This is a genomic window from Streptomyces sp. NPDC004031 (assembly GCF_053604375.1).
Genome location: NZ_JBSGHL010000013.1, coordinates 105,229 through 120,454, shown reverse-complemented (window position 1 = coordinate 120,454; position 15,226 = coordinate 105,229). Strand labels below are relative to the sequence as shown.

Here is a 15,226-nt window from a genome sequence, read left to right as displayed (position 1 = left end):
CATCTTCTCACCACGGGCCCCATCCGTGAACAAGGGGGTGCCCGGCTCGCGGGGGTGTGTCCGGTGGCCTTTTACACCCGTATGCCGGGTGCGGGCATCCGCCGAATGAGCGGTGTCACGTCAACACCGCGCTTACGGGGCGCCCTTCGCGGCAATACGTAGTCGTATGTCGAGCCGCAGCCAGGAGGCTGAGCATGAGCATCTGGTGGTCACTCCATTTGCGGCGCGAGGCTGCGAGCGTCCCGCTCGCCCGGAAGCTCCTGATGGGGACGATGGAGACCGCCGGGGTCGATCCCGACATCTCCTTCGACCTGTCGGTGGCGCTGTCCGAGGCGTGCGCGAACGCCGTTGAGCATGCCGGAGAGGCGACCGGCTACTGCGTCACCGCCCACATCGACGGTGACTGCTGCCGGATCGAAGTCGCCGACTCCGGGCCCACGACCTCCCGCGACCGCACGACCGTTTTCGAGCACTCACCCGACCTCGACCGCAAACCCGACTGGATCCTGCACCCCACCCGCACGCTGCCGCACCGCGGGCAGTACGTCGAGCACGGGCGCGGGCTCATCCTGATCGAGGCACTGGTCGACCATGTGCGCTTCCACGACCGGCCCGGGGTGGGCACGGCCGTGTCCTTCGACAAGATCCTCAAATGGCGCGACGACGCCCTCCTCAGGGCGTCCTGACACGCTGAGGAGGGCGCCCGTGGGACGTACCCGGCGGGGCTCCGCGGCGGAGCCCCGCACGGCCCGCTAGCCGCGCAGTCCGGCCATCCAGGACTCGACCTCGGCCGAGGCGCGGGGCAGGGCCGCGGACAGATTGCGGTTGCCCTCCGCGGTGACCAGGATGTCGTCCTCGATGCGTACGCCGATGCCGCGGTACTCCTCCGGCACGCTCAGGTCGTCCGCCTGGAAGTACAGGCCGGGCTCCACGGTGAGCACCATGCCGGGCTCCAGCGTGCAGTCGACGTACGCCTCGGTGCGCGCGTGCGCGCAGTCGTGGACGTCGATGCCGAGCATGTGGCCGGTGCCGTGCAGCGTCCAGCGGCGCTGCAGGCCCAGTTCGAGCACCCGCTCGACGGTACCGTCCAGCAGGCCCCACGCGACCAGGTGCTCGGCGAGCACGCGCTGGGCGGCGTCGTGGAAGTCGCGGTAGGCGGCACCCGGCTTGACGGCCGCGATGCCCGCCTCCTGCGCCTCGTACACCGCGTCGTAGATCTTCCGCTGGAGCGGCGTGAAGCTGCCGTTGACCGGGAGCGTACGGGTCACGTCCGCGGTGTAGAGGTGGCGGGTCTCGACGCCGGCGTCCAGCAGCAGCAGGTCGCCGGAGCGCACCGGGCCGTCGTTGCGCACCCAGTGCAGCGTGGTGGCGTGCGGGCCGGAGGCGCAGATGGAGCCGTAACCCACGTCGTTGCCCTCGACGCGGGCACGCAGGAAGAAGGTGCCCTCGATCCAGCGCTCCGACGTCGCCTCGGCCTTGTCGAGCACCTTGACGACGTCCTCGAAGCCGCGCGCGGTCGAGGCGCAGGCCTGCTCCAGCTCGGCGATCTCGAAGTCGTCCTTGACCAGGCGCAGCTCGGACAGGAAGACGGTCAGCTCGGTGTCCCGCTCGGCGGTGACCTTGTCGCTCAGCGCGGCCTCGACGCCCGCGTCGTGGCCGCGCACGACCCGGACCGGACCGGTGGCCTCGCGCAGCACGTCGGCGACGGTGCGCACGTCACGGCAGGGCAGGCCGAGCAGCTGCTCGCCCTCGGCCAGGCTGTTGCGGCGGCCGACCCACAGCTCGCCCTGGCCGTGCAGCCAGAACTCGCCGTTCTCCCGGTCGGAGCGCGGCAGCAGATACGCGGTGGCCTCGTGGCCGCCCTCCGCCAGCGGCTCCAGCACCAGGACGGCGTCCTCCGTCTGGTCGCCGGTGAGGTGGGCGTACTCGGTCGCGGCGCGGAAGGGGTAGTCCGTGTCGTTGGAGCGGCGGCGCAGATTGCCGGCCGGCACCACGATGCGCTCGCCGGGGAAGCGTGCCGACAGCGCGGCGCGCCGCGCGGCGGTCTGCCGGGCCTGCGGGATCGGCTCCAGGCCGCGCCGCTCGGTGTCCGCCCAGCCGGACTTCATGACGGCCGCCAGCTCGTCCGACACCGCCGGATACAGCCCGTTCTTGCGCTGCTTGACCGGCTTGTCCGCGGCCGCCTCGGGCTCCTGCGCCCCCGCGATCTCCTGCTCTTCCCCGTTCGTGCCCCGCTGCCCGTCGGCCTCCGTCACGTCCCTGCCTCCTCAAGATGAACCTTTCGTCCATCGTAGGCGGGGGGTGTGTCAGTCGAAACGGGCCACCATCAGCACCAGGTCCTCGGTGCCCGCGGTGCGGTCCAGGCCGCCGGGCAGCACGGCCCGCAGCAGGTGGTCGGCCAGCCGCCCGGGATCCTCCCGTACGGCGTCGGTCGCGCTGCGGGCGGCCGCGTGGACGCGGGCGACGGCCCGGTCGGCGCTGTCGCCGGTGCGGTGCAGCAGCCCGTCGGTGAAGAGCACCAGGCTCTCGCCGGGCCGCACCCGCAGCTCGACACTGGGTGCCTCCCAGCAGCTGAGCATGTTCAGCGGCGCCGACAGCGACGTCTCGACGAATTCGCAGCGGTGGTCGCCGACCAGCAGCGGCGGGCAGTGCCCGGCGCCCGCCAGCGTCACCCGCCGGCTCCCCGCGGACTGCGGGGCGCCCACGTGTCCGAAGAGCGCGGTCGCCGAACGGGCCGGTTCGGTCAGCCGCAGCAGCAGCTCCAGGTCGGAGAGCACCGCGACCGGGTCCTCGCCCTCCATCACCGCGTACGCCCGCAGCGACGCCCGCAGCCGGTCGCGCGCCGCCACCGCACCGGGACCCGCACCCGTGACGCCGCCCACCGCCAGCCCCAGCGCGCCCTCGGGCAGCGGCAGGGCGTCGTACCAGTCGCCGCCGCCGCGCGGCCCGCACTGGTGCCGTACGGCCATGCGCACGCCGGGGACGCGCGGCAGCCGGGCCGGCAGCATCTCGGCGGACAGGGCGGCGGCGTCCCGCCGGGCGCGCTCCAGGTCCAGACCGCGGGCGAGGTGCTCGGCGGCGTACCGCAGATACATGCCCGCCAGCCGGCGCTGCCGCACGGTCGGCGCGGCGGGCTCGTCGTAGAACCACACGACCGCGCCGAGGCGCAGCCGGGGCGGCACCGCGGGGGAGAGGACGGCGCCGCCCGCGGACGGAGCGGGCCCGGTTGTGGAGAAGTCGGGGAAGTCCTCGGCGGCGCGGTCGCCCGGGAAGGGGCCGGAGCCGGGCACAGACGTGACGGGCTCGCGGTCGGCGGCGGAACAGGTGACACCGTTTGTGGAGGAAGTGGCTGAATCGGGTGTGGATACGGTGCCGTCCTCCGGCCCCGTCGCGGTGCGGTCCGCGGCCAGCGCGAGCCCGTAGGCGGCTGCCACGCCGAGCTGCGCCGCCACCTCGTGGTGCCGCCCGTGCGCGTCCGTGCCCGGCCGCAGGTCGGGGTGCGCGGCCTCGTCGGCGCCGGGGGGCACCGCGCCGAAGCCGACGGTCTCCAGGGCGCCCAGCTCGGCGTGCCCGAGACCGTGGCCGACGGTGGTGTCTGGGCCCAGGCCGTCGGCGGGCGCCAGGGTGACGAGGCCGCGCCGGGCGCCGACCAGGGCGTCCCCGGCCAGCACGACCTCGCGCAGCGCGTCGTCCAGCAGGGCCGTTCGGGCGAGTCTTCCGGTCAGTTCATGGAGCAGCGACAGGTCACAGGCCCAGGACGCCAGCGCGTCCTGAAGGGCGGGAGCGCCTCCGGAAGCGTTGCGTCCCGGCAAGCCGGGGGCGGATTCCGCGGCGGGCGCGGACGCCGCGGCCGGGACCGCGGGCACCGCGGAGGACGCCGTGACAGGCGCGGTCGCCACGCCGGCGGGCGAAGCCGCGGTGGTGACAGGCGCGTTGGGAGTATGCGCCGCGGCGGGTCGCCGTGGCTCGCTTCCGGCCACTTTTCTGACCCGGGAGGGGTTCACCGCCCGCGACTTCCGGGCAGAGAACGGAGGGTGGGGCAATCCGAGCTTTTTGCCCGCGCAAGGCGGAGCACTCGCATGATTAGCATCGCAAACCCCCATGTGTGCTGCGCCGCTGCCGAGGACCCCACTTCTACACGGGCGATCGTGGGCATGTCCAGGATTGTCCCGATACCGGGAATGGTGTCGGGTCCCTTGCGTCCGCCGTGCCCGACGGCATACGTTGGCCGAAAAGAACCACCCCCGCCGTATGCGCGCTGTCGACTGATCCAAGCCAACAGCGCGTCATATTGCGGGCGATGGGTAGGAACCCGAAGTCTGGCTCAAGCGTCGTAAGTACGTAATCAGTTGACGGCCGACCCAACCCGAGTGGCAGGGGTGCTGGGCCCGAAGTGAGCCACGAACGAGTGGGTCACGATCAGGGCACCGCGAAGTGCCAAGCGCCGTAATCGCGCTAACCTCCGCCACGTTCCACGCTCGGCTGGCGGCGGCGTGTTGCGCTGCCTCGCAAGCGGTGTGCTCGACAAGTTACGTTGTGTAATGGGCAGATCCCTGGGCGTTAACGGAAAGGAACGAGCGCTGATGCGCGAGATCCTCGGAAGGCGACGCAAGCTCTCACTACAGCGGAAGGAGCGGACCGCGTTGCTCAACGCGGCGCTCACTTACGCCGAACAGTGGCAATGGCGAGTCGTGCCCGGCGTCGGGTACGACCGGCGCGGAAGCTGGCGCGCGGCAGGTGCGCAGCCGTGCGCCTGTGCCCGCCCCAACTGCCCCGTACCCGGGGCCCATCCGCTCGACCCCGGACTCCTGGCCGCGACCCGCGACCCGCGCATGGTGCGCTACTGGTGGACCAGCAGGCCCGACGCACCCGTCGTCGTCGCCACCGGCGACCGCGTCTCGGCGGCGAGCCTGCCCGCCGTGGCCGGTGCGCGCGCCCTGGAGGCGCTGGAGGCCATGGGCGTACGGCTGGGGCCCGTCGTTGCCACCCCGACGCGGTATCAGCTGCTGGTCGCCCCCTACTCGCTCGCCGACCTCGGCGAAATCCTCGACAGTCACGAATGGGTCCCCACGTCCCTGCGTTACCACGGCGACGGCGGCTACGTGGGACTCCCGCCGTCGAGCAGCAGCGCCGGCCAACTGCGTTGGGTGCGCCCGCCGCACGACGAGCGCGCGGGCGGCCCGCAGCCGTGGCTGCCGCAGATCGGCACCCTGATCGACGCCCTGGTGCGGGCGGGACGCAGCATGCCGGGCAGCGACCGGCTGACCTACTGACGCCTGGACACCCTGACGCCCCGGTCGCACACCGGGCAGGGCTGACAGGCACTCGGAGCACACCGGTGCCCGTGGGACGGTGCCGGACGGAGCCGTTCGAGCCGTATGCCCCGGCATCTTGCCGTGGCGTACGGCTCCGCGCGCGCCACGGGACGGTGACGGCGCCACGACACGCCGGTCGGGACGGCGGCAACAGGCCGCTCCCGCAGCCGCTTTGCCCGTCCCCGCGTGTCCCCGTGTGTCCGCGCAGGTACTCGCGCGCTCTCGTACGTCCTTACGCGCTCTGCACGTGGGGTGGCGTACGGTCCGTCGTACGACCGTGACGGGGACGACGGCGATGCGCAGGTGGCGGCGGGCACGCGACGGCGTACGGCCGGGGCGTGCGCGGCCCGCCGGAATCCCTCGTACGGGTGAACGCGCGTCCTGGTGTCACTCGTTCGGGCAGCGGCCGACCCGGGTGACCTGGCCCGTGGCAGCAGATGGGCGGGAGGGTCCGCACCTGACCGCTATGTTCTCTTTCGTGGCACATTGCGTCGCGCCCGTCGGGCGGCGACCCGGCACGAGGAGGAGGGGAGCGGCGAATGGCAGCACACCGCCCGTCGGCACAGGACCCCGGCGACCGGCTGCGGCTCATCGCGGCCGCGAGCGCCGTCGCGCTCGCCGTCGTCCTGCCCCTGGCCGCGGTGACCGCCGACCACCACGACGGCGCCCCGCGCCGCCAGGCGGGCCACAGCACTCCGCACGACGCGCCGGACGCGGGCCGGAGGGGCGGCCCGGCGGACGGCGACTGACCGCCGGCGGCGGGCGGTGCGCCGGGACGCTGTGCTCGGGACGCTGTGCTCGGGACGATCCGGAAGGTCCCGCGGTGCCCGGCGCGCCTCGTCCGCGGGCCGCTGACCTGGGTCAGGACATGGAAAACCCGGTCGCTGACGACGGGGGATGCATCAGCGACCGGGCTGACTAAACGGTAACAAGACTTCGTCCGATCGCAAATTCCCCACAAGCGGAGGCACCGCCGATTCCTGCGGATTCTGCGGGAGTTGTGACCGGAATCACTGACCAACCGCTCAGTCGGACACGTGGCGCGGAGGCGCGACTCCCCCTGACAGGGACCGCCTGACCGCGACCGCGTGCGCGCCGGCGCGCACGCCGTCACGAACCCGCGGTACCGGTGTCCGCCCGGACACCGGCCCCGGCGGGCGTCAGCTCAGGGTGATCTGGCGGTTCATGAAGCCGCTGCGGGCCCGCCGCTCCTCCGCGGTCAGCGGCTCGGTACGGGCCAGGGTCTCCGCCAGGCGCTCGCCGAAGGCGGCCGCGGGCTTCTCGACCTCCTCCGCGACCATGCCCACCGGCAGGTCCCACACCGGCACGGTCAGGCCGTGCGCGCGGAAGGAGCCGACGAGCCGGGTGCCCTCGCCGAGCGAGGACGCGCCCGCGACGTGCAGCCGGGCCATCGCGTCGAGGAGCGCCTCCTCCGGGTGCGGCATGACCCACCGCAGGTGGTTCTTCTCCGGCGTCTCGCACCAGTACGCCGCCTCGACGCCGTTCAGCCGCACGGTCGGGATCACGGCCTCGTTCGCGCGCTCCAGCGACGCGGCCACCTCGCCGGTCGCCGTCTCCGCGTCCTCCAGCCAGAACTCGAAGCCGGTGTGGACCTCCGGCACGAAGGGCGCGTCCAGGTCCAGCAGGTCCTGCAGCCGCGGCCCGTCCGGGGCCGTCCTGCGGCCCTCCACCGGGTTGCCGGGCTCGGCGGTGAGCGCGCGGGACAGGGTGTCGGCGAGGTCGCGGCTGATGTCGCCGGACGCGGTGTCGCTCTGCAGGCCGAGCAGTACGGCGCCGGTGTCGCGGCGCAGTCCGGGCCAGGCCATCGGCAGCACGGTGCCGAGCGTGACGGAGGGCACGCCGTCGGGCAGCGCGGCCTTGAGGGTGAGCGGGGCGGTCGCCGCGGGCACGAGCTCGCGCAGCGCCACCCAGTCGCATTCGCCGGGAAGGCCTTCGAAGGGGCGCTTGACCAGTTCCGTCACCGCGTGCGCCGCCTCCCGGCCGTGGCAGGCCTTGTAGCGGCGGCCCGATCCGCACGGGCAGGGCTCGCGCGCGCCGACCACCGGCACTGCCGCGCCCTTCGCGGTCCCGGCCGCCGGTGCGGCCCCCTTGCTCCTGGTGGCGGTCGCGCGCTTCTTGGCCATGGCTCGGTCTCTCCCGGTGCGGCGTTGTTCCCGGCCGCGAGCCTAGCGCCCGGCGGCCCCCCGCCCGACCACGACGGGCGGTACGGGAGGGGCTGTTGCCGCGCGTGCGGGGTTCGGTGGGGTGCGCGCGCCCTTGGCCGGTGCCCGCGGGCCTGCGTCCGCGTCCAGGCCTGCGTACGAGCCCGCGCGGGCCCTTCACGGCCGCTCCCGCGGGACTGGGATCAGCTGCGGTCGTCCAGGGACTCGGCCAGGTCAAGCGGGAGGCCGAGGGGCACCCCGCGGGGCAGGCCGATGCCCGTACCGCCCGGGGCCAGGTCGTCACGGCGGGCGTGCCGGCCGCGTACCGGCAGGAGGGCCCAGACGGTGACCTCGCCGGGCGCGTAGTCGCCCACGCCCCAGCGGAGGGCGAGACTGCCGACGATGCCCAGGCCGCGGCCGCCGTGGGCCGTCAGGGAGGGGCTGGAGGGGCGCGGCCTGGTGGGCCCGCCGCCGTCCGTGACCTCGATCTTGAGCAGTCCGTCGTTCCCGACCGCCCACCCGGCCCTTATCCCGCCGTCCGCCTCCTCCGGACCGGCCTGACCGGCAGCCGTACCCGTGGCCGCGCCCGTGCCTGGGCCCATGACGCCCGGCATCGCGGTCTCCGCCGCGTCGCCCAGCGGGCGGGCGTGCCGGCACGAATTGCTGAGCAGTTCGGAAAGGATGAGCACCGCGTCGTCCACGACCGGTTCCGGCACGCTCTGCGCGTACAGATCCCGGCGCATACGCCGACGTGCCTCCGCGACGCCGCCGGGACCATGGGGCAGGGCCATGGTCGTGGACGTCGGCACCTCCTGTGCGACCATCAACGACACCCCCGTGACCTCCTTCACCCCACGCCACGGGATGGATGCCCTCTGGGACTGGACCGGAAACAGGCCAACCGCGATCTATTGACGCACTCCTTACGTCCCGGCAAAAGCCCCTGCGCCATATGTAGGGAAAACCCTGCGTTCCCGCACGCCCCGGGCCCGCACCGCATCCGGCGCCCGCCCGCGTACGCCCCCAGCTCAGACGACGTACCGGCGACCCCTGCTGCGCGTAGTGCCGCGACCCCGGTGACGGGTTCCCGTCCGGTCGCGGTCCCGCGGCGTATTGCCGTGCCGACGCCATATGCAGGGTGGATATCCCGCCACCCGCCTCCGGCGGCCCGCGCCGTGTACGCGGTACGGCCCCTGCACCCGGGACGGACCCGGCCGCGCGCCCCTTCCGTGCTCCGCCCGCGCTTCTCCCGCGCCGTTCAGCGCCGGAGCCCGCCGGTGCTGTCGAGCCCGCCCGTGCCGCCCATGGCCGCGAGCTGGGCACCCACCTGCCGAGGCCGGTTGGTGATGACGGCGTCGACGCCGAGCCGGGCGCACAGCTCCACGTCTGCCGGGTCGTCGACCGTCCAGACGTGAACGCGGTTCCCGGCGCGGTGCAGCCGCGCCACATACCCCGGATTCGCCCGCACGATGCGCATGCTCGGCCCGGCGATCCGCACCCCCGCCGGGATCCGGCCGTCGCGGTGCCGCGGCGACACGTACTGCATGAGGTAGACCGTCGGCAGCGCGGGCGCCGCGAGCCGCACCCGGCGCAGCGAGCGTGACGAGAAGCTCATCACCCGCACCTGGGAGGGCGCGCCCGCCGTCGCGGGCCGGTCCAGCCCGAAGTCGCGCAGCAGCTCGATCAGCCGCTCCTCCACCTGTCCGGCCCAGCGCGTCGGGTGCTTGGTCTCGATGGCCAGCTCCACCCGGCGGTCGGTGTCGGCCACCAGCTCCAGCAGCCGCCGCAGGGTCAGCACACGGCTGCGTTCCTCGGGGTCGCCGGGATCCCCCAGCGGATCCCGTTCCGGCGCCTCCGGGTCGGTCTGCCGCCCCTTCCAGGAGCCGAAGTCCAGCGCCGCGAGGTCGGCCAGCTCCAGCGAAGAGACCGCCCCGCGCCCGTTGGACGTACGGTTGACGCGCCAGTCGTGCACGCACACCAGCTCGCCGTCCGCCGTCAGCCGGATGTCGCACTCCAGGGCGTCGGCGCCGTCCTCGATGGCTTTCCGGTACGCGGCGAGCGTATGTTCTGGTACATCTTCGGAAGCACCCCGATGGGCGACGACCTGGACAGGTCGCCCCTGCGGGTACGCCTCCGGGACCGCGCGCACATGTGTCACCGGTTCATGGTGCCACCGCCTCGGCGGGCGTCACGCGAACCGGCTCCCGGCGCACGCGTCCCTGACATGCACAGCTCCCGCTTACGGCGGTCCGACACGCCGTGGGAAATGCTGTGTTCGGCCCACCACTCTGTCCTGAAGCTGTCCTGAACCGAGGAGAAACGCTGTGAGCACCGAAAACGAAGCCGGTTCCGTCCCGGCTGCGGAGTCGGCGGCGGCCGCACCCGGCGGTGCGGCGTACGACGGTGCCTCGGCGGCACAGGCTCCCACTCCTCCGGCGGCCCCGCCGGCGCCCACGGACGACGCCGCGCGCACCGAGGTGCTGCCGGCGCAGGCGCCTCCGCCGGTGGGACCGCCGTCGCCGTACGGCCCGCCGCCGGCCGCGCTCGCCCACCAGCAGCAGGCCGCCCCGGCGTACGAGCCCACGGCCCCCGCTGCTCCCGCGTACGATGCCAAGCCGCCCGCGTACGACGCCCCCGCGGCCGCGCCCGTACCCGCGCAGCCTCAGTCTCAGCCCCAGGCGCCCGCCGCCGACGCCCAGCCGCCGGTGGTGCCGGCCCAGCCGCAGGGCTACGGGCAGCACGCCGCGTTCGGCGCGGAGCCGCCGCACCAGGCCCCGCAGCCGCCGCAGAGCCCGCAGCCGCACGTCCCGCAGCCGCCGCAGGACCCGTACGCCGTGCCGGCCACCCCCTCGTACGCCACCGGGGGCCAGCCCCCGCAGACCCAGCCCGGCTACGGCGCCCCCGGCGGCCCCGAGGGCCCGGTGTGGGGCCAGCCCGCGCCCGTTCCCCCGGACGGCGGACGCAAGCGCCGCGGCTTCGGCGGCCTGGTCGCCGCGGTCCTGGTGGCCGCGCTGGTCGCCGGCGGAGTCGGCGGCGGCATCGGCTACTGGGCGGCGGAGCACAACGACAAGAACGACACGAGCAGCTCCACCACCGTTGCCGACGGCGGCAGCCAGAAGGCCCTCAACCGCGCCCCCACCTCCGTCGCCGGCATCGCCAACAGCGCGCTCCCCCGCGTCGTGACGATCAAGGCGAGCGGCAGCCAGGAGAGCGGCACGGGCACCGGCTTCGTCTACGACACCCAGGGCCACATCCTCACCAACAACCACGTCGTCGCCCCCGCCGCCGACGGCGGCAAGCTCACCGTCACCTTCTCCGACGGCAAGACGTACGACGCGGAGGTCATCGGCCGCGCCCAGGGCTACGACGTGGCCGTCGTCAAGCTCAAGAACGCCTCGGGCGTCAAGCTCTCGCCGCTCCCGCTCGGCAACTCCGACAACGCGGCGGTGGGCGACGCCACGATCGCGATCGGCGCCCCCTTCGGCCTGTCCGGCACGGTGACCACCGGCATCGTCAGCGCCGTCCACCGCCCGGTCGCGTCCAGCGACGGCCAGGGCTCGCAGGCGTCCTACATGAGCGCGATCCAGACGGACGCCTCCATCAACCCCGGCAACTCCGGCGGCCCCCTCCTCAACGCCAACGGCGCCGTGATCGGCATCAACTCCGCGATCCAGCCCGGCGGCAACACCCAGCCCGGCAGCCAGGGCGGCAGCGTCGGCCTCGGCTTCGCCATCCCGATCAACCAGGCCAAGCGCGTCGCCGACGAACTCATCAAGACCGGCAAGCCCGTCTACCCGGTCATGGAGGTCCAGGTCGACAGCCAGTACCAGGGCGACGGCGCGAAGATCGCCAGCGGCTCCGACGGCGTCACCGCGGGCGGCCCCGGCGACAAGGCGGGCCTCAAGCCCGGCGACGTCATCACCGAGTTCGACCACACGATCGTCGACAGCGACGAGACCCTGATCGGCGAGATCTGGCAGCACCAGCCCAACGAGAAGGTGGCCGTCACCTACACCCGCGACGGCTCCACCCACACCACCACCGTCACCCTCGGCTCCCGCGTCGGCGACTCCCCGCAGTAGGCTGACCCCCGCAGCGCCCCACCCCCCCACCGGGGACCCGGGGCACCGCGGGGAGGCTTGCCCGAGCGGCCGAAGGGAACGGTCTTGAAAACCGTCGTGGCAGCGATGTCACCGTGGGTTCAAATCCCACAGCCTCCGCACAGGCGGTGAACATGCGGGTGAGGGCGGGTCTCGGAAGTCCGAGACCCGCCCTCACCTGTTGTGCCGTCCCGCCCGTGTCCCGCTGATTCCCGCTCGCGACCAGTGCGTGTGGTCAACCTGTGGTCAGGTTTTCGGCGGGCGGCCGACCGTTACCCTTCGCTGCTCGCTACCGCCCGAGCGGTGGCACGGTCGCAGGTGCTCTGGGCGGCGTCCCGCGCCGCTCGGCGACACCCAGCCGCGCGAGCAGCCGCTCGCGCACCTCGCGGGTGATGAGCGCGCCGAAGCCGTTGGACGACGCCTCCGGCCGGTGGTGCCGCAGTTCGATGCCCATGGCCAGGTGCCAGAGAACGGCGGCCATGATCGGCCCGATCACCGCCCGCACCGTTCCGCCGACCGGTCCCGACTCGGCGTATGCGGGGATGACCTGCACTCCCGCAATCGCCCAGGTCAGCAGGCCCGGGGCGCCGGGTGCGCCGTTCCCGTTGAGGTTCTGCCGCGCCATGAGTGCGGTCGCGAAGAGTGCCAGCTCGGCGGCGAACATTGCCGCGCGCTCAGCCCGAACCCGCACACCTCAACTCGTCAAGACCTCTTGAGGACTTGCTATGCTGAGGCTCGCCCGACGATCAGGACGGTGAGCCGGTGGCCAAGGCGTACGAACGGATCGCAGACGATCTCCGAGACCGCATCCGCGCAGGTGAGCTGGCCCAAGGCGACCGCCTCCCGTCCGAGACGACGATGGCCGAGCACTACGGCAACTCCCTGCCGACCCTCCGCCAAGCGCTCGGCCTGCTCCAGGCCGAGGGCCTGATCGAGAAGCAGCACGGCCGCGGCAACTTCGTCCGCAAGCTCCGCACCCCCGTGCTGCGCACCAACCTCCGCCACCAGTGGGAGAAGGACCGTGCCCTCGAACCGGAGGACGAGCGCAAGCAGACCGGCGCCACCGAGCACGACACCGGCCTCGACATGGACGATCTGGTCTTCCACGCCGAATACCACGAGGTCGAGGCGGGCGAGGAGCTGGCCGAGATCTTCGACGTCCCGGTCGGCACGGCCATGGTCGAGCGCACCTACCGCACCCGCTACCAGGCAGAGGAGCACCCCTTCAGCCTGGTCGAGTCCTACCTCGTACGGGACGTGGTCGCCGCCAACCCCGCCCTCCTCGACGCGGCGAACGAGCCCTGGCCCGGCGGCACGCAGAACCAGCTGCACACCATCGGCATCGAGCTGGACCGGATAGAGGAACGCGTCCTCGCCCGCCCACCGTCCCCCGACGAGGCGTACGACCTGGGCCTCCCCCCGGGCTCGGCCCTGATCGTCCTCGGCAAGACGTCGTACGACACGACCGGCCGCGTCGTGGAGCACTCCTTCGTCCGCATGCCGGCCGACCGCACCGAACTGACCTTCGTCACCCCGCTGGAAAGGTGGTGACCGCCGTGCCGGATCACCAGGCCCGCCGCATAGACGTCATCACGGCCGTGCACGCCCCCTCGGCGCCCTACCTCGCGGACGCGTACAAGTCGCTGTGCGCGCAGGAACTGCCCGAGGGCTGGGAGTGGCACTGGATCATCCAGGAGGACGGCTTCAGCGACGCCGTACCCCCCCACGTCCCGGACGACCCGCGCGTCACCTTCCACCAGGGCCGCCCCGGTGGTCCCGGCGTGGCCCGCACGATGGCGCTGGCATACACGTCCGGCCCGTACGTGAAGGTGCTCGACGCCGACGACCAGCTGACCCCCGGCGCCCTGGCCCGCGACCTGGCCCTCCTCGAAGCCGACCCCACCCTCGGCTGGACGACCTCCCGCGTCCTCGACCTGCTCCCCGACGGCTCGACGGCCGGCTTCGACGGCGACCCGGAAGACGGCCCCCTCGCCCGCGGCGCGGTCTTTGACTACTGGGAGGCCAACGGCTACCGCGCCCAGGTCCACCCGGCGACCCTCTTCACCCGCCGCGACCTCCTCCTCGCCCTGGGCGGCTGGATGGCCCTCCCCGCCTCCGAGGACACCGGCCTCCTCCTGGCCCTCAACGCGGTGTCCCCCGGCCACTTCACCCGCGAATACGGCCTCCTCTACCGCAAGTGGGAAGGCCAGGCCACGGCCCAGGCCAGCCACACCGACACGGCCGAGCGCGACGCCCGAATGGCGGTCGTCCGTGCTCGGACAGAGGCACTGGCCAGGTGGCTGCAAGAGTCCTGACAACGCCGGAGTGGTCTGTGTGAGGTTCGGACGCGGTAATCCCTTTCGAGTTGCGTCGACAGGGACTGAACGTGGAAGGGCATAAGGGCCCCCGCTGCCTCAACAGGTCGTCCGCACGGGGGAATGGTTCCGAAGCCGCCAAGTCCACCCGAGCGAGCACCGACCGGCGAGGTGGGCTGGGGAACCCCGCAAGCGCAGAGAGCACTTCGCCCGCGTAAGCAGCCAGCGTCCTGGCTGGGGGATAGCCCCGCAGGCGCGGGGACCACTGAAGCTCTACGACGAAGCTTTTGGCCAGAGCGGGAACAGCCCCGCACGCGCGGGGACCAGCGCCGCAACACGATGCCGGCCCCGAGCGGCTCGGGAACAGCCCCGCAGGCCCGGGGACCAGGGAGTCGCTACGTGGGCGGTCGCGCACTTCCTGGGAACAGCCCCGCAGGCGCGGGGACCAGCGGCGGCAGACGACCGGGCTGCCGCCGGAGAAGGGAACAGCCCCGCAGGCGCGGGGACCAGCGAGCCGTGACGTGACGGTGCCCCGCCGGCAGGGGAACAGCCCCGCAGGCGCGGGGACCAGGGTCGCAACGGCTCCAACAGCGCGCGGGACAAGGGAACGGCCCCGCAGGCGCGGGGACCAGATCGACTCGGGCACCACGAGGCGGCCTTTGCCGGGAACAGCCCCGCAGGCGCGGGGACCAGTACGAGCGCGCCGGCGCCTGGCTGGTCGAGACGGGAACAGCCCCGCAGGCGCGGGGACCAGCGAGCGGCGGCCGTCATCGAGCGGGTGCGCTGGGGAACAGCCCCGCAGGCGCGGGGACCAGCCTTTTCTCGTCGTCGAGGAGTGCGCCCATGAGGGAACAGCCCCGCAGGCGCGGGGACCAGGCCGAGCACGCGCGGGACACCGGACACACCCGGGGAACAGCCCCGCAGGCGCGGGGACCAGCGTTCCCCTCGTCGTCCTCGACGCGGCCGAGGGGAACAGCCCCGCAGGCGCGGGGACCAGTCGTTCGGGTTCGAGGGGGATGTCACGGTGCAGGGAACAGCCCCGCAGGCGCGGGGACCAGCCATCGCGAAGGCGGCCGGCCGCGACGGTGCCGGGAACAGCCCCGCAGGCGCGGGGACCAGTTGGCCAGCGCGAGCAGCTGCTGCGCCTTGAGGGGAACAGCCCCGCAGGCGCGGGGACCAGATGACCGGCACACCGGAGCCGTCCGGCACAGCGGGAACAGCCCCGCAGGCGCGGGGACCAGGGCTGTGTAGACCTTCACGAATTCGCGGCTGAGGGAACAGCCCCGCAGGCGCGGGGACCAGCGCTAGGCCGTAACCCCCGGCCCCGGTCGATC

11 protein-coding genes, 1 tRNA gene, 1 pseudogene and 1 CRISPR repeat array (1 of these 14 cut by a window edge) are annotated in these 15,226 nt (G+C 73.4%); of the genes and pseudogenes, 7 read left to right on the top strand and 6 right to left on the bottom strand.

Translation table 11 applies throughout. The features are described from left to right. Positions 1-194: 194 nt before the first annotated feature. Positions 195-686 carry an ATP-binding protein gene (locus tag ACWERV_RS11195; RefSeq protein WP_452931480.1) on the top strand — a complete coding sequence of 164 codons (492 nt, stop codon included), beginning with the start codon at positions 195-197 and terminating at the stop codon, positions 684-686. A gap of 66 nt (positions 687-752) precedes the next feature. On the opposite strand, the gene ACWERV_RS11190 is transcribed toward ACWERV_RS11195, so the two are convergent. Further along, complete coding sequence (locus ACWERV_RS11190; RefSeq protein ID WP_452931576.1) at positions 753-2,207, bottom strand: aminopeptidase P family protein; 1,455 nt, start codon at positions 2,205-2,207, stop codon at positions 753-755. Positions 2,208-2,306: 99 nt separating this feature from the next. Further along, entirely contained in the window at positions 2,307-3,899 is a 1,593-nt protein-coding gene (locus ACWERV_RS11185; protein WP_452931477.1) for a PP2C family protein-serine/threonine phosphatase, read from the bottom strand. 684 nt (positions 3,900-4,583) lie between these two features. Between ACWERV_RS11185 and ACWERV_RS11180 the strand changes: the two genes are divergently transcribed. Together ACWERV_RS11180 and ACWERV_RS11175 are read left to right on the top strand one after the other, a co-directional pair. Further along, a complete protein-coding gene (locus ACWERV_RS11180; protein WP_452931475.1) occupies positions 4,584-5,273 on the top strand; it encodes a bifunctional DNA primase/polymerase in 690 nt (229 codons plus the stop codon). A gap of 581 nt (positions 5,274-5,854) precedes the next feature. Then, complete coding sequence (locus tag ACWERV_RS11175) at positions 5,855-6,064, top strand: hypothetical protein (RefSeq protein ID WP_398175262.1); 210 nt, start codon at positions 5,855-5,857, stop codon at positions 6,062-6,064. Between the two features lie 411 nt (positions 6,065-6,475). On the opposite strand, the gene ACWERV_RS11170 is transcribed toward ACWERV_RS11175, so the two are convergent. The 3 genes from ACWERV_RS11170 to ACWERV_RS11160 all read right to left on the bottom strand — a co-directional run bounded on the left by ACWERV_RS11170 (position 6,476) and on the right by ACWERV_RS11160 (position 9,635). Next, the gene (locus ACWERV_RS11170) at positions 6,476-7,459 is read right to left on the bottom strand and encodes a DUF5926 family protein (RefSeq protein WP_452931471.1); all 984 of its coding nucleotides are present in this window, start codon (positions 7,457-7,459) and stop codon (positions 6,476-6,478) included. Positions 7,460-7,680: 221 nt separating this feature from the next. Then, on the bottom strand, positions 7,681-8,310 hold the full coding sequence (locus tag ACWERV_RS11165) for an ATP-binding protein (protein ID WP_452931468.1): 630 nt from the start codon (positions 8,308-8,310) through the stop codon (positions 7,681-7,683). Positions 8,311-8,735: 425 nt separating this feature from the next. Next, positions 8,736-9,635 (bottom strand): glycerophosphodiester phosphodiesterase, encoded by a 900-nt coding sequence (locus ACWERV_RS11160; RefSeq protein ID WP_452931465.1) that lies wholly within the window; start codon positions 9,633-9,635, stop codon positions 8,736-8,738. Between the two features lie 166 nt (positions 9,636-9,801). On the opposite strand from ACWERV_RS11160, the gene ACWERV_RS11155 reads away from it, so the two are divergent. Next, complete coding sequence (locus tag ACWERV_RS11155; protein ID WP_452931462.1) at positions 9,802-11,559, top strand: S1C family serine protease; 1,758 nt, start codon at positions 9,802-9,804, stop codon at positions 11,557-11,559. A gap of 51 nt (positions 11,560-11,610) precedes the next feature. Next, a tRNA-Ser gene (locus ACWERV_RS11150) sits at positions 11,611-11,697 on the top strand. Between the two features lie 170 nt (positions 11,698-11,867). On the opposite strand, the pseudogene ACWERV_RS11145 reads toward ACWERV_RS11150, so the two are convergent. Continuing rightward, positions 11,868-12,256 (bottom strand): annotated as a pseudogene (locus tag ACWERV_RS11145) (hypothetical protein); the annotation flags it as partial. A gap of 83 nt (positions 12,257-12,339) precedes the next feature. Between ACWERV_RS11145 and ACWERV_RS11140 the strand changes: the two are divergent. Both ACWERV_RS11140 and ACWERV_RS11135 read left to right on the top strand, forming a co-directional pair. After that, positions 12,340-13,128 (top strand): GntR family transcriptional regulator, encoded by a 789-nt coding sequence (locus ACWERV_RS11140; protein WP_452931459.1) that lies wholly within the window; start codon positions 12,340-12,342, stop codon positions 13,126-13,128. A gap of 5 nt (positions 13,129-13,133) precedes the next feature. After that, positions 13,134-13,892 carry a glycosyltransferase family 2 protein gene (locus tag ACWERV_RS11135; protein WP_452931457.1) on the top strand — a complete coding sequence of 253 codons (759 nt, stop codon included), beginning with the start codon at positions 13,134-13,136 and terminating at the stop codon, positions 13,890-13,892. Positions 13,893-14,129: 237 nt separating this feature from the next. Continuing rightward, positions 14,130-15,226: a CRISPR direct-repeat array (repeat unit 29 nt; unit sequence GGGAACAGCCCCGCAGGCGCGGGGACCAG) (it continues 90 nt past the right edge of the window).

Bases quoted from the DNA above. Each gene is read 5' to 3' on its own strand.
- ACWERV_RS11170 (WP_452931471.1), bottom strand. From the start codon at position 7,459: ATGGCCAAGAAGCGCGCGACCGCCACCAGGAGCAAGGGGGCCGCACCG.
- ACWERV_RS11195 (WP_452931480.1), top strand. From the start codon at position 195: ATGAGCATCTGGTGGTCACTCCATTTGCGGCGCGAGGCTGCGAGCGTC.
- ACWERV_RS11175 (WP_398175262.1), top strand. From the start codon at position 5,855: ATGGCAGCACACCGCCCGTCGGCACAGGACCCCGGCGACCGGCTGCGG.
- ACWERV_RS11180 (WP_452931475.1), top strand. From the start codon at position 4,584: ATGCGCGAGATCCTCGGAAGGCGACGCAAGCTCTCACTACAGCGGAAG.